The sequence below is a fragment of the Paenarthrobacter sp. YAF11_1 genome (assembly GCF_052113445.1).
GTDB lineage: Bacteria > Actinomycetota > Actinomycetes > Actinomycetales > Micrococcaceae > Arthrobacter.
This window is the reverse complement of the sequence record NZ_JBFRDF010000004.1, coordinates 47,213-60,436: the sequence shown is the minus strand read 5'-3', so window position 1 is coordinate 60,436 and position 13,224 is coordinate 47,213. Positions and strand designations below refer to the sequence as shown.

The 13,224-nt window shown below is 63.5% G+C and carries 13 protein-coding genes; 8 read left to right on the top strand and 5 right to left on the bottom strand.

Going from position 1 to position 13,224, the window contains the following annotated elements; genetic code table 11:
- Window positions 1–93 precede the first annotated feature (93 nt).
- The 4 genes from AB4Y77_RS07795 (at window position 94) to AB4Y77_RS07780 (ending at window position 3,866) form a co-directional block, all read left to right on the top strand.
- Window positions 94–1,263 carry a Gfo/Idh/MocA family protein gene (locus AB4Y77_RS07795; RefSeq protein ID WP_354227374.1) on the top strand — a complete coding sequence of 390 codons (1,170 nt, stop codon included), beginning with the start codon at window positions 94–96 and terminating at the stop codon, window positions 1,261–1,263.
- Window positions 1,263–2,477, top strand: a complete 1,215-nt coding sequence (locus AB4Y77_RS07790) for a dihydrodipicolinate synthase family protein (RefSeq protein ID WP_442013485.1) — start codon at window positions 1,263–1,265, stop codon at window positions 2,475–2,477. Before AB4Y77_RS07795 ends, AB4Y77_RS07790 begins: the two co-directional genes overlap by 1 nt.
- On the top strand, window positions 2,474–3,316 hold the full coding sequence (locus AB4Y77_RS07785; RefSeq protein ID WP_311213941.1) for a sugar phosphate isomerase/epimerase family protein: 843 nt from the start codon (window positions 2,474–2,476) through the stop codon (window positions 3,314–3,316). The genes AB4Y77_RS07790 and AB4Y77_RS07785 overlap by 4 nt, the downstream gene beginning before the upstream one ends.
- 379 nt (window positions 3,317–3,695) lie before the next feature.
- Window positions 3,696–3,866 (top strand): hypothetical protein, encoded by a 171-nt coding sequence (locus AB4Y77_RS07780; protein ID WP_311213942.1) that lies wholly within the window; start codon window positions 3,696–3,698, stop codon window positions 3,864–3,866.
- Between the two features lie 83 nt (window positions 3,867–3,949).
- On the opposite strand, the gene AB4Y77_RS07775 is transcribed toward AB4Y77_RS07780, so the two are convergent.
- From AB4Y77_RS07775 to AB4Y77_RS07760, 4 genes are all read right to left on the bottom strand, one after another.
- Window positions 3,950–4,147, bottom strand: coding sequence for a hypothetical protein (locus tag AB4Y77_RS07775; RefSeq protein WP_442013484.1), 198 nt, complete (start codon window positions 4,145–4,147; stop codon window positions 3,950–3,952).
- Between the two features lies 1 nt (window position 4,148).
- Window positions 4,149–5,252 carry a YihY/virulence factor BrkB family protein gene (locus tag AB4Y77_RS07770; protein WP_311213944.1) on the bottom strand — a complete coding sequence of 368 codons (1,104 nt, stop codon included), beginning with the start codon at window positions 5,250–5,252 and terminating at the stop codon, window positions 4,149–4,151.
- 91 nt (window positions 5,253–5,343) lie between these two features.
- A complete protein-coding gene (locus tag AB4Y77_RS07765; protein ID WP_442013483.1) occupies window positions 5,344–6,105 on the bottom strand; it encodes an ABC transporter permease in 762 nt (253 codons plus the stop codon).
- Entirely contained in the window at window positions 6,105–7,064 is a 960-nt protein-coding gene (locus AB4Y77_RS07760; protein WP_442013482.1) for an ATP-binding cassette domain-containing protein, read from the bottom strand. The genes AB4Y77_RS07765 and AB4Y77_RS07760 overlap by 1 nt, the downstream gene beginning before the upstream one ends.
- Before the next feature lie 101 nt (window positions 7,065–7,165).
- On the opposite strand from AB4Y77_RS07760, the gene AB4Y77_RS07755 reads away from it, so the two are divergent.
- Complete coding sequence (locus tag AB4Y77_RS07755) at window positions 7,166–7,936, top strand: TetR/AcrR family transcriptional regulator (protein WP_442013481.1); 771 nt, start codon at window positions 7,166–7,168, stop codon at window positions 7,934–7,936.
- A 21-nt stretch (window positions 7,937–7,957) separates the two neighbouring features.
- Here AB4Y77_RS07755 and AB4Y77_RS07750 read toward each other — a convergent pair whose 3' ends face one another.
- Window positions 7,958–9,163 (bottom strand): ROK family transcriptional regulator, encoded by a 1,206-nt coding sequence (locus AB4Y77_RS07750; protein WP_442013480.1) that lies wholly within the window; start codon window positions 9,161–9,163, stop codon window positions 7,958–7,960.
- A gap of 142 nt (window positions 9,164–9,305) precedes the next feature.
- On the opposite strand from AB4Y77_RS07750, the gene xylA reads away from it, so the two are divergent.
- From xylA to AB4Y77_RS07735, 3 genes are all read left to right on the top strand, one after another.
- Entirely contained in the window at window positions 9,306–10,493 is a 1,188-nt protein-coding gene (gene xylA / locus AB4Y77_RS07745) for a xylose isomerase (protein WP_442013479.1), read from the top strand.
- Window positions 10,494–10,578: 85 nt separating this feature from the next.
- A complete protein-coding gene (gene xylB, locus AB4Y77_RS07740) occupies window positions 10,579–12,009 on the top strand; it encodes a xylulokinase (RefSeq protein WP_442013478.1) in 1,431 nt (476 codons plus the stop codon).
- A gap of 69 nt (window positions 12,010–12,078) precedes the next feature.
- Window positions 12,079–13,062: a LacI family DNA-binding transcriptional regulator gene (locus tag AB4Y77_RS07735; protein ID WP_442013780.1), complete on the top strand. Its 984-nt coding sequence runs from the start codon at window positions 12,079–12,081 to the stop codon at window positions 13,060–13,062.
- Window positions 13,063–13,224 lie beyond the last annotated feature (162 nt).

Genomic DNA, 13,224 nt, shown 5'->3' with positions numbered 1-13,224 from the left:
GCATGATCGATGTCAACGGGAATGCGCTTTCCCACTTGAACTGCAAGCACCGGCTTCCGCACCGCGACCGGCACACAAGGCACTGGAGAAAACATGGGCTACGAAACAAAGACGATCCGCATCGCCATGAACGGCATCACCGGCCGTATGGGCTACCGCCAGCACCTGCTGCGGTCCATCCTCCCCATTCGCGACGCCGGCGGCTTCACCCTCGAAGACGGCACCAAGGTTCAGGTTGAACCGATCCTGGTGGGCCGCAACGAAGCCAAAATCCGCGAACTCGCCGAGCTCCACAAGGTCTCCGAATGGACCACCGACCTGGACGCCGTCATCGCCGATCCCACCGTTGACATCATTTTTGACGCTTCCATGACCAGCCTCCGCGCCGCCACCCTGAAGAAGGCCATGCGCGCCGGCAAGCACATCTTCACCGAGAAGCCCACGGCCGAGACCTTGGAAGAGGCCATCGAGCTGGCACAGATCGGCAAGGACGCCGGCGTCACCGCGGGCGTCGTGCACGACAAGCTGTACCTCCCCGGCCTGGTGAAGCTCCGCCGCCTGGTGGACGAAGGCTTCTTCGGCCGCATCCTCTCCATCCGCGGCGAATTCGGCTACTGGGTCTTCGAAGGCGACGTCCAGGCTGCACAGCGCCCGTCCTGGAACTACCGCAAGGAAGACGGCGGTGGAATGACCACGGACATGTTCTGCCACTGGAACTACGTCCTTGAAGGCATCATCGGCAAGGTCAAGAGCGTCAACGCCAAGACCGCCACGCACATCCCCGCACGCTGGGATGAGGCCGGCAAAGAATACAAGGCCACCGCTGACGACGCCTCCTACGGCATCTTCGAACTCGAAACCCCGGGCGGCGACGACGTCATCGGCCAGATCAACTCCTCCTGGGCCGTCCGCGTCTACCGCGACGAACTGGTGGAGTTCCAGATCGACGGCACGCACGGTTCCGCCGTCGCCGGTTTGAACAAGTGCGTTGCGCAGCAGCGCGCCCACACCCCCAAGCCCGTCTGGAACCCGGACCTGCCCGTCACCGAATCCTTCCGCAGCCAGTGGCAGGAAGTTCCCGCCAACGCTGAGCTGGACAACGGCTTCAAGCTGCAGTGGGAAGAATTCCTGCGCGACGTCGTTGCCGGCCGCGAGCACCGCTTCGGCCTGCTCTCCGCAGCCCGCGGCGTGCAGCTGGCCGAGCTCGGCCTCCAGTCCTCGGCCGAGCGCCGCACCATCGACATCCCGGAGATCACCCTCTAATGACGTCACTGATTCTTCCCACCGACGACGGCGGCACCCGCGAGTACCGCCTTCAGCCCGCCACTGCGTGGGTCAAGCCGACAGCCCCGCTGACCGCCCGCCGTGCTTACGCCGCAGCCCATGTCATCCCCGAAGTTGCAGCCGACAACACCCCCGGCGCCCCGGCGCAGCTCGACTGGGACGCCACCCTGGCGTACCGGCACGAGCTCTGGTCCTACGGGCTGGGCGTAGCCGACGCCATGGACACCGCGCAGCGCGGCATGGGCCTTGACTGGGCAGCTACGCAGCAGCTCATCAAGCGCACCGGTGCCGAAGCCGCTTCCGTGGTGGCATCGGGCAACGCCGCGATTACGGGCAAGTCCGTCCGCGACCTCGTTTCCTGCGGCGCAGGCACCGACCAGCTGGATATCGCAGCCCTCCCCGAGGGCGCAGCGGGCATCCAGGCTGTCATCGACGCCTACCGCGAGCAGATCGCCGTCGTCAGCGAAGCGGGACCCAAAGTCATCCTCATGGCCTCCCGTGCGCTGGCCAAGGTCGCCAACGGCGCCGACGACTACCTGCACGTCTACTCGACGCTCCTTCAGGAAGTTGACCAGCCGGTCATCCTGCACTGGCTGGGCACCATGTTCGACCCCGCGCTGGCTGGGTACTGGGGCTCGGACGACGTCTCTGTTGCCACCGAAACGTTCCTCAGCCTGATCCGCGAGCACTCGGACAAGGTTGACGGCGTGAAGGTTTCGCTGCTGGACGCCTCACACGAGGTGGCCCTCCGGGCCAACCTTCCGGAAGGCGTCCGCCTCTACACCGGCGACGACTTCAACTATCCGGAGCTGATCGACGGCGACGAAACGCACCACTCGGACGCCCTGCTGGGCATCTTCGCTGCCATCTACCCGGCCGCTTCGGTCGCGTTGCAGAAGTACGACGCCGGCCAAGGCGCCGAGGGTCGCGCCATCCTGGACTCCACCCGTGAGCTCGGAAAGCACATCTTCAGCGCCCCCACGTTCTACTACAAGACCGGGATCGCCTTCATGTCCTGGCTCAACGGCAAGCAGCCTGGATTCCAGATGGTCGGCGGCCTGCACTCGGGCCGCTCGGTCCTGCACCTGGCCAAGACCTTCGAACTGGCAGATCAGGCCGGTTTGCTGAAGGATCCGTCGCTGGCCGCGTTCCGGATGTCTGACTTCCTGCGGATCAACGGGGTGGGCGCATGAGCGCGGATTTCTCCCGACTGTCGCTGAACAGCGCCACCACCAAAAAGTGGACGCTTGCTGAAGCCGTTGACGGTTGCGCACGTGCCGGCATCCCCGCGATCGGACCGTGGCGTGACCGCGTGGCCGAAGCTGGTTTGGACAAGGCAGCCAAGCTCATCAAGGACGCCGGACTCCGCGTTTCCTCGCTCTGCCGCGGTGGCTTCCTGACCGCAGCCGATGCCGAGGGACAGGCCGCTGCCCTGGCTGACAACTTCGAGGCCGTCCGCGAAGCCGTAGCACTGGACACCCAGGAGCTGTTCCTGGTGGTTGGCGGGCTCGCCCCGGGTGAGAAGGACGTTGTGGCGGCACGCCAGCGCGTTGCCGACCGCCTCGAGGAACTCGTTCCTTTCGCCTCCGAGAACGGTGTGCGCCTGGTGTTGGAACCGCTGCACCCGATGTACGCAGCAGACCGCGCGCTCATCTCCACCCTCGGCCAGGCACTCGATCTCGCCGCGCCGTACGACGCAAAGGCTGTTGGCGTCGCCGTCGACACCTTCCACGTCTGGTGGGATCCGGAACTGAAGGCGCAGATCGAACGTGCCGGCCGCGAGAACCGCATTGCCTCCTACCAGGTGTGCGATTTCAACCTGCCGATCGCTGCGGACGCGCTGTTGTCGCGCGGCATGATGGGCGACGGCGTCATCGACTTCGCCACCATCGGCACCTGGGTCAGGGACGCCGGGTACAAGGGCGACATCGAGGTTGAAATCTTCAACCAGGAGATCTGGGACGCCGACGGCGACACCGTCCTGGAAACCATGAAGCAGCGCTACGCGGAGCTCGTCCTCCCGTTCGCGTAACAACGTGATCCTCCCGCGGATGCCCTAAGCTCCGCGGGAGGATCGCTCCAAAAGCCAGCGGGTTCCTGCCACGGTCACGGCAGGGGCCCGTTTTTTGGTGTCCCGGTTGTGTGTCCGTCCTGGCAGGGCGTTCGGCTGTCACCCACTTTGATTTCCGAACCGGCCTGACACGCCGCAATGAGGCTGTGTCGCAGGGGCCTTGGCTCCCAAAGCAGGTGGTGGCGGTACACCCTGTTTGTGTCAGCTGTGAGTCGCGGAATGGGCAGGTGAGATAAAAGGTACACAGCTGAAACATTGCGTCGACGAGAGGAAACAATGGCCATTTACGCTGGTTTTACCTGGACAAAGACGTCCACGAAACCACTGAAAGGACACCACCATGATGCTGTTGAAGACACTCAGCTTTTTCCTCGATGCCAGCGGCAACCACAGCGGTCCCTCCGGCGAATCCAGCCCCGAGCACTCCCCCGCTGTTGCCGTGCGACTGACGTCCAGCGCCTGGGAGGGCTGGTGGGATGACGCCGATCAGGGCTTTCCCGCCGAGGCCTGAGCTTTCGTCCCTCTACGAGTCCACCCCAGGACCACTTGGGAATCCGCAGACCGGCAGGAACGTCGTCCGCGGAGCGCTCCGGTTCAGGAGGCTCTCGCCGCGAGTTGCACTTTGGCCTTCGGCAGTCCGATAAAGGTGACCGATCCGCCGTCGTGCCCTTGCAGTTCAAGGCTGATGCTCCGGGAGCCGTCTTGGGGCTCTACGGAGTTGACCTGAAAGATTTCACCGCCGATCCAGACGTTGTCGCCGCCCTTGATGGTTTTGAGTTTCTTGTGTTGCATCTCAGCGCCCACGGCGGCGATCTCCACCATCTGTTTGCTGGGGTTCGTCTCCGTGCGTTTCACGGATTTCTTCGCCATCCCGGATGACCTGGTCTTCCTTTTCCTGCATCTTGTCGCTCTTCTTGGTATCGCGCGGTGGCAGCTGGATGCTCTTTTCGGCCTCGATACCGCCCTGCAGCTGGCGTCCGCGCTCCATCTCGGCGTCGAATTCCGCACCGAACAACAAGGACATGTTCAGGATCCATAGCCACAGCAACATGATGATGACGCCGGCCAGGGCGCCGTAGGTCTTGTTGTAGTTGCTGAAGTTTGCAACGTAGAAGCCGAAGCCAAGGGATGCCAGGGCGAAAATCACCAGTGCGATCAGGGAGCCCATGCTCATCCACCGGAACTTGGGCTGCTTGACGTTGGGAGTGAAGTAGTAGAGCACTGCGATGATGGCCACCACGACGACGATGAGGACGGGCCACTTGGCAATGTTCCAGACGGTCAGGAACGTCTCCGACAATCCGATAGCCCCGCCAATGGCTTCTGCCACGGGGCCGCTCAGGACCAGCATGGCTGCGGCGAGTGCGGCACCGACGACGGCGACAATGGTGACGGCCAGCATCGTGCCCCGCAACTTGATGAATCCGCGGCCCTCGTCCACTTCGTAGACCCTGTTCATGGCCCGGCTGAAGGCGGTGACGTAGCCCGAGGCTGACCAGAGCGCCACCAAAATACCGAAAACCAAGGCGAACCCGGCCGTGTTGGACTGCGTCAGTTCCTCGATCGGCTGGCGCATGGCGTCAACGCCCGGCCCCGGCGCGAACTGCTGCGCAATATCCAACAATGACGACGTGGTCTTGCCTGCGTCTCCGAAGATGCCGATCAGGGAAACCAGCGCCAGAAGGGCTGGAAACAGGGAGAGGACGGCGTAATACGTCAGGCCCGCAGCGGCGTCGGGACACTGGTCCTTGCTGAACTCCCGGAGCGTCCGCTTGGCGATATACATCCACGTGGGTTTAACGAGGTCGTTGGGACTGTCCGGCTTGCGCGAATCCTCCGGGGAAGGTGCGGTCTGAGCCTTGGCTGTGCTGGTATGGGCTGAGTCTTGAGTAGTCATGGGGCACTCGTCCGTGGGGTTGGTTTTCGCGAACAACTGACCCACCAATAGTAAGCATGCTGATGAATCATGCGGAAGAACCCACGCCGAATTATCGCCTGCGACCCCGGAAGATTATCGCGGCACCCATCCAGCCTGCCAATCCAAGGCCGAGGCACCAAGCCGCTGCAAGCCAACCCGAGGCTCCAGCATCGCCACCCAGCAGGAAAGCCCGCAACGCCTCCGTGACCGGCGTAAACGGTTGATGCTCGGCGAAGCCCTGCAACCATGACGGCATGGTTTCAGGCTTTACGAATGCACTGCTGACATAGGGCAGGAAAATGGTGATGCTCGTGAGCCCGCTGGCAGCTTCGGGGCTGAGGAGCAGCCCCGCCAACGTGGAAAGCCACGTGAAAGCGAGAATGAACGCAAGGAGCAGCGCTACCGCCGCAAGGACACCGCCGAGGGTTGCCTGTGGCCGAAACCCCAGGACAAGGGCACAGGCCACCAGCACCGCACTCGTGGCCAGATTCCGCAGAGTACTGGCCACCACATGGCCCGCCAAGACGGTAGAGCCGGCAATGGGCATGGTCCGGAACCGGTCCACCACGCCGGACTTGATGTCCTGGGCCACGCTGACGGCAGTTTGCGACGAGCCGAAGGCCGCACACATCAGCAGGAGCCCGGGCATCACGTAATTCACGTAGCCTCCGCCGGATTGGATGGCGCCGCCAAACACCCAGACGAAGGCAAACAGGATGCCCACGGGCACCATCAGGGAAATCACGATGGAATCCACGGCCCTCATGGTGCGGAAGAGTTCGCGCTTGACCATGGTTCCGGTGTTCGTGACGTAGAGGGATGCCGCAGTCATCACCGTGCCTCCTGCTTGGCCGTCAACGCCAGGAAGACATCATCCAGCGTGGGTTTGATGATCGAAATACTGCTGGCCGTGCATCCCGCAGCGCCGAGGGCGGCAATAACCGAGGTGATGGCAGCTGCACTGTCAGTGGTTCCCATACGGACAGTGAGGAGTTCAGCATCATGGGTCAGGGCCCCGCCCGCACCTCCACTCCCGGTGCGGATCAGCCCCAAGGCCCTGCCGAAGTCCTGCGGGTCCTGGAAGCCGAACTCCACGTGACCGGCGGGCACCAACCGCTTCAATTCCTCTGCGGTTCCCTGCGCCATGATGCGCCCGTCGTTCAAAACGGCGATTGAGTCCGCCAACTGATCGGCTTCTTCAAGATACTGGGTAGTCAGGAACACAGTGACGCCTTGCTGCGACAAGCCCCGCACGGCATTCCACACCGCCAGCCTGCTGCGTGGATCCAACCCCGTGGTGGGTTCGTCCAGGAAGAGAACCTCCGGTCGCCGCACCAGGCTCATGGCAAGATCCAAGCGCCGGACCATGCCTCCGGAGTAGGTGGAAACCTTGCGGTCTGCTGCCTCTTGAAGGTCAAAGTCCCGCAGCAACTCATCAGCCCGACCACTGGCCTTCGCACCGCCCAGGAGATGCAAGCGGCCGATCATCGTCAGGTTTTCCCTGCCGGTGAGGAACTCATCCACCGCTGATGCCTGGCTGGTGACGCTGAGGAGGTTCCTGACAGCGGCGGCTTGACGCCCGACGTCGAACCCTCCCACGGTGGCCGTCCCGCCGTCGGCGCGCAGAAGCGTCGTGAGGATGCCCACGAGCGTCGACTTACCAGCCCCGTTCGGCCCAAGCAGGGCAAAGACGCTGCCTGTCGGGACCGTCAAGCTGACGCAATCCAGCGCTGCTTTTCCGCCATAGCTTTTTTGAAGATCTGAAACATCCAGCGCCACTCCAGTACTCATCGCCCATCCCTCCACGTGTTTACGGCATAAACTGTTTATAGCATAAACAGTTCATTTGTGTATACCCGAAACAGTTAGGCTGGCTGTGAAGGAAGGAAGCCATGCAACAGAAGAAGCCCGACGCCACGAAACTGCCTCCGGGCATCGCCATTGCCTGGGGCCTTGAACGGCCCTCCACCCGGGGCGCCAAAGCGGAGCTAAGCCCAGCCCGCATTGTGAAGGCCGCCATCGGTCTTGCCGACAGCGAAGGGCTGTCCGCCGTTTCCATGGCGCGCGTGGCCAAGGACCTTGGATTTACGTCAATGTCCCTCTACCGCCATTTGCGCTCCAAGGAAGAGCTTCTGGTGCTCATGGTGGACGCGGCATTCGGTGAGCCGGACTTTGCCGCATCCCCTGCCATCGAAAGTGATGAGCCCTCCTGGCGGACCGGCACACGCACGTGGGCCAAAGCCATAGAACAGCGTTACCGAAAACACCCGTGGATCCTCGACTACCCTGTCACCGGCCCGCCGGCTTCACCGCACGAGCTTCTTTGGCTGGAACAGCTTCTACGAGCCCTCGCCCCCACTCCGTTGACGGCATCGGAGAAGCTCAATTCCGCCCTGATGCTGGCCAATCTGGTGCGTTCCAGCACCCGGATGGAACTCGACGTGGCTGACAACGATTCCCCGGCAGCCTTCGAAGCCTACGTGGGCTTGCTCTTCAAACTTTTGGATCCCCAAAAACACCGGGAAGTCCTGGGCCTGTTCAGCGATCCTGAGCTTGCCGTCATGGAAGACGCCGGGGACGAGCTCAGCTTTGCATTGGAGCGCTACTTGGACGGCATGGAGGCCCTGATGGTGCGCCGCAAATCCATCGATCGGCAGGATTGAGACCCTGCTCCTCCGAGCGGGCTAGGCCAGCTTGCTCGCCAAAAGGAACTCGAACGGCGACTCAATCACAGACCGAATCACTTGGCCCGCAGCGCCCAAGAGCGTCCCGGAATGCTCAAGGCCGGATACGGTCAGGTTTTTCGGCTCCAGCAGCCCAGGCGCGTAGCGCTCCAAGCTGGCCAGCAACGCCGGCCTCAGCCACTCCGCCAGCAAGGCAAAGTGTCCACCGAGGACTATGGCGTCAATATCCATCAATCGGGCTGAAGAGGCGAGCGCGACGCCCAAGTACCGCCCGGCGTCGTGAACTGCCTTCAACGCGTTCGGTTCCTGGGCGGACAAGGCGGCCAGAAGCTGCTCAGTGCGCTCACTGAGGGAGCCTTCGGGAATGTTGGCGGCGTCGAAGATGGCCTCCTGACCGGCGAAGGTTTCAAGGCACCCCGCCCCACCGCAGGAACACACGGGCCCCTCCGGGTGGACCACAATGTGGCCCAGTTCGCCCGCTGATCCCCCGGGCCCCAAGTAGAGGTCCGAGCCGATGATGACGCCGCCGCCAACACCCACCTCACCGGAGACGTAAAGGAAGTCCGCAGGGCCGTTGCCGTACCAGAGCTCGCCAAGAGCGGCACTATTGGCCTCATTGGACAGCCGGACGCCAAGCGGTGCGCCCTCGAGCAACGAACCAGGGTCCAGGTGCTCGTTCTCCCAGTGCAGGTTCGGTGCGGAAACGACAATGTTTCGCCGCTCATCCACCAGGCCCGGGACGGCCAGGCCTCCACCCAGGATGGCGACGTTGTCGGCCCCTGCGGCGGCAACGGCTTCGGCCACCAGGACCCGCAGCCCTTCCATGACTTCGTCGGGCGCCATCCCCCGGTTCCGGGACTCTACGGTGGAATGGAAGCGGAGATTGCCGCCCAGGTCCACCAGTCCCACGGCCAGGTAGTCAACGTTGATTTCCATCCCCACCACGCCGCGGCGTGAACTGAGTTCCAGCCCTTGGCCTGGCCTTCCCCGCTCGCCGTCACGGTAGAGGCCCACTTCAGAAACAAGGCCCGATTCCACCAGGTCGGCCACCAGGCTGGAGACTGCCGCCTTGGTCAGGCCCGTGCCGGCCGCGAGTTGCGCGCGGCTGGGCTTCGCATCGCCTGTGCGCGCAATGGAGTCCAGAACCAGCGAAAGATTTCGACGGCGGACGTCGCCGACGCGGCCGGGCGCTGCTGACTCGTTCACTGGCGTGGGACTCCCTGCGGATTTGAAAAATTGTTGCTGGCTTCCATTGACCATGATCCATCATCCCCCATATAGTTCAGATTGAAAACTAATTGGAGTGCTTTTCTTCGCCTCCTCCCCCAGTGCTTTGCAAAGGAGCAAAATGACCCCGCAGCCCACCCCGCAGGACCGCTTCACCTTTGGCCTCTGGACTGTCGGTTGGACCGGCGCCGACCCCTTCGGTGTTGCCACGCGCCCGGCCCTGGACCCGGTGGAAGCAGTGCACAAGCTCAGTGAGCTTGGTGCTTATGGCATCACATTCCACGACAATGACCTGATTCCTTTTGATGCCACCGCATCCGAGCGCGACCTCATCCTCAAGAACTTCAAGGCAGCTCTGGCCGAGACCGGCCTGAAGACGCCGATGGTCACCACCAACCTGTTCAGCCACCCCGTCTTCAAGGATGGCGGCTTCACCTCCAACGACCGTTCGATCCGCCGATTCGCCCTGAGCAAGATCCTGCGCAACATCGACCTCGCCGCCGAGCTTGGCGCCGAGACGTTCGTGATGTGGGGCGGCCGCGAAGGCAGCGAATATGACGGCTCCAAGGACCTGTCCGCAGCGCTGGACCGTATGAAGGAAGGCGTGGACACCGCGGCCGGCTATATCAAGGAAAAGGGCTACGACCTCCGGATTGCGCTGGAACCGAAGCCGAACGAACCCCGCGGCGACATCTTCCTCCCCACCGTTGGACACGGCCTGGCATTCATTGCCCAGCTGGAACATGGCGACATTGTGGGCCTCAACCCGGAGACGGGCCACGAGCAGATGGCCGGGCTGAACTTCACCCATGGCATTGCCCAGGCCCTGTGGGCCGGCAAGCTCTTCCACATCGACTTGAACGGCCAGCGCGGCATCAAGTACGACCAAGACCTGGTCTTCGGCCACGGCGACCTCACCAGCGCCTTCTTCACGGTGGACCTGTTGGAGAACGGCTTCCCCAACGGCGGACCCACGTACGACGGCCCCCGCCACTTCGACTACAAGCCTTCCCGCACCGACGGCTACGACGGCGTATGGGAATCAGCCAAGTCCAACATGTCCATGTACCTCTTGCTGAAGGAACGCGCTCTTGCTTTCCGGGCGGACCCCGCCGTCCAGGAGGCCCTCGCCACCTCCGGTGTCTTTGAATTGGGCCAGCCCACCTTGAACGCAGGAGAAACCACCGCGGACCTGCTGGCTGACGCCAGTGCTTTCGAAACGTTCGACGCCGATCACGCCGCCGAACGCTCGTTCGCCTTCGTCCGCCTCAACCAGCTGGCCATCGAGCACTTGCTCGGCGCCCGCTAAATCACACCCACTCGTCACAGCCCCGCCGCCGGGCCGCCAAACTTTGGTTTGGGGCCCGGCGCCGGTTCGCCAAAGGAACAAACGCATGCCTCTCGTAGCCGGGATCGACAGCTCCACCCAGTCGTGCAAAGTGGTCATCCGCGACTCCGTCACCGGCGTCTTGGTGCGCCAAGGCCGGGCACCCCATCCAGAGGGCACTGAAGTCCATCCTGATCATTGGTGGACAGCCCTCCAGGAAGCCATCCGAGAGGCCGGTGGACTGGACGACGTCGACGCCGTTTCCGTGGGCGGCCAGCAGCACGGGATGGTTTGCCTGGACGATTCCGGAAACGTTGTTCGTCCCGCCCTCCTCTGGAACGACACCCGGTCCGCGCCCGACGCCGAAGAGTTGATCCTTGAAGCCGGCGACGGCGATGCCAGTGCCGGGGCAACGTACTGGGCATCCAGCACCGGAACCGTGCCTGTGGCCTCGTTGACTGCCACCAAGCTCCGCTGGTTGGCCCGGAACGAACCAGAGAACGCCCGGCGCACCGCGGCAGTTTGCCTGCCGCACGATTGGCTGTCCTGGCGGCTGGCCGGGCACGGTCCAGGCAGCGGACCAGAGTCGTTGGAGCTCCTCCGTACCGATAGGTCCGACGCTTCAGGTACGGGCTACTTCTCGGCCAACAACGGCGAGTATCTGCCGGAGGTGCTCGAAAGCACGCTCGGCCATGTCCCCATCCTGCCCGTCGTGGTCCGGCCGTTGGAAGTTGCGGGCAAGACGCCCGGGGGCGCTTTGATCGGACCCGGGGCAGGCGACAACGCCGCAGCAGGCCTGGGCGTCAGCGCCGCCGTCGGGGACGTTGTCATTTCCATTGGAACTTCCGGGACCGTGTTCGCGGTGTCCGATGTTCCGGGGCAGGATGCCAGTGGGCTGGTTGCCGGTTTTGCCGATGCCACGGGCAACTTCCTTCCCCTCGCCTGCACGCTCAACGCGACACGGGTCTTTGATGCCACGGCCGCACTGCTCGGCGTGGGGTTGGAGGAACTGGGCACCCTGGCGCTCTCCGCTCCCGAGGGTGCCGAGGGGTTGACTTTGGTGCCGTACTTCGAGGGCGAACGGACACCCAACCTGCCTGATGCCACCGGCTCCCTCCACGGCATCACGGTCTCCAACTACACACCGGCCAATCTGGCCCGGGCCGCAGTAGAGGGTGTGCTGTGTTCACTGGCGGACGGGCTGGCGGCGCTGCAGGCACAGGGCGTCTCCGCGCAGCGCATCATCCTGGTGGGCGGAGGCGCGCAATCGGCAGCCGTCCAGCAGGTTGCAGCTTCAGCCTTCGGACTGCCGGTATTCGTACCCCGCCCAGGCGAGTATGTCGCCGACGGCGCTGCCCGCCAAGCGGCAGGCGTCCTCACAGGCCAGTTGCCTGAATGGCCGTTGGATGGCGTGGACGTGAAGCCCCAGGAAATCGATGGGACCGCCGCGTTCCTGACGAGGTACCGCCAATACGCCGCCAAGGTGGCCATGAGCTAATCGTGGCTGTCGGTGCTCTATCGTGACAGGGTGAGCTCAGATCAATCTGCACCAGCCCGTCCGCCTGTCATGGAGGACGTTGCCCGCGTGGCGGGGGTTTCCCACCAGACCGTTTCCCGGGTGCTGAACAACCACCCCAACGTCAGTGCCAAGACCCGCGAACGTGTTGAAGATGCCATTACGGAACTGGGATATCGCCGGAACACGGCAGCACGCAGCTTGGTGACCCGCCGTTCCCAAACCATTGGAGTCCTCGGCAGCGAGATGGCCCAATACGGTCCGTCCCACACGCTCCTCGGCGTCCAGCAGGCGGCACGGGATGCGGGCTACTTTGTCAGTGTCGCAGCTCTGCGCGAAGTGACCCCTGAAACCATCAGGGACGCGGTCGCCCACTTCATGGATCAGGGCGTTGACGGCATTGTGGTGACCGTGCCCCACCCCGGCGCCTTCGATGTCCTGAGGGACATCACCGTTCAAGTGCCCTTGGTGGCCGTGGGCTCAGTCGGGGACGAACACCTGAGCGGTGCCACAGTCGACCAGCGTCACGGCGCCAAGCTCGCCGTCGAGCACCTCTTGGAACTGGGGCACCAGCGCATTGGCCACCTGTCAGGGCCGGCTGACTGGATTGACGCCGCTGCCCGTATCGACGGCTGGCAGGAGGCGCTGAATGAGGCCGGGCTTGAACCGGGAACCTTGATCGAGGGCGACTGGAGCGCTGAGTGCGGTTACCGCGAAGGCCTGAAAATCGCCGCCGACCGTTCAGTGACGGCACTCTTCGTGGCCAATGACCAGATGGCTCTCGGCGTCCTGCGCGCTTTCAACGAGACAGGCGTGCAAGTCCCCGCCGACATCAGCGTTGTGGGCTTTGATGACCAACCCGAGTCCGCCTACTTCATCCCGCCGCTGACAACAGTGGCGCAGGACTTTGAGGAACTCGGCCAGCGCTGCATCAGGTTGCTCCTGGATCGGCTGGACGGCGGCACGACCGTCGAGGCAGCCACCGTCACGCCGCGCCTGGTCATCCGCTCCACCACGGCCCTCCTCGCCGACTAAGCATCGCCTCCCCAAGTAAATAGCAGAAGATGCCGTTATGAGTGCTCAGAACGGCATCTATTGCGACCTGGTTGGGAGCGTACGGGGCCAGCTTCCTTCGTCAGTGCCCATTCCACGCGAACAGCTCTTGACATCGAAGTTGTGAGCGCTAACAATTGCATC

Coding starts and splice junctions, on each gene's coding strand:
- AB4Y77_RS07795 (WP_354227374.1), top strand. CDS start 94: ATGGGCTACGAAACAAAGACGATCCGCATCGCCATGAACGGCATCACC.
- AB4Y77_RS07790 (WP_442013485.1), top strand. CDS start 1,263: ATGACGTCACTGATTCTTCCCACCGACGACGGCGGCACCCGCGAGTAC.
- AB4Y77_RS07785 (WP_311213941.1), top strand. CDS start 2,474: ATGAGCGCGGATTTCTCCCGACTGTCGCTGAACAGCGCCACCACCAAA.
- AB4Y77_RS07780 (WP_311213942.1), top strand. CDS start 3,696: ATGATGCTGTTGAAGACACTCAGCTTTTTCCTCGATGCCAGCGGCAAC.
- AB4Y77_RS07775 (WP_442013484.1), bottom strand. CDS start 4,147: ATGCAACACAAGAAACTCAAAACCATCAAGGGCGGCGACAACGTCTGG.
- AB4Y77_RS07770 (WP_311213944.1), bottom strand. CDS start 5,252: ATGACTACTCAAGACTCAGCCCATACCAGCACAGCCAAGGCTCAGACC.
- AB4Y77_RS07765 (WP_442013483.1), bottom strand. CDS start 6,105: ATGACTGCGGCATCCCTCTACGTCACGAACACCGGAACCATGGTCAAG.
- AB4Y77_RS07760 (WP_442013482.1), bottom strand. CDS start 7,064: ATGAGTACTGGAGTGGCGCTGGATGTTTCAGATCTTCAAAAAAGCTAT.
- AB4Y77_RS07755 (WP_442013481.1), top strand. CDS start 7,166: ATGCAACAGAAGAAGCCCGACGCCACGAAACTGCCTCCGGGCATCGCC.
- xylA (WP_442013479.1), top strand. CDS start 9,306: ATGACCCCGCAGCCCACCCCGCAGGACCGCTTCACCTTTGGCCTCTGG.
- xylB (WP_442013478.1), top strand. CDS start 10,579: ATGCCTCTCGTAGCCGGGATCGACAGCTCCACCCAGTCGTGCAAAGTG.
- AB4Y77_RS07735 (WP_442013780.1), top strand. CDS start 12,079: ATGGAGGACGTTGCCCGCGTGGCGGGGGTTTCCCACCAGACCGTTTCC.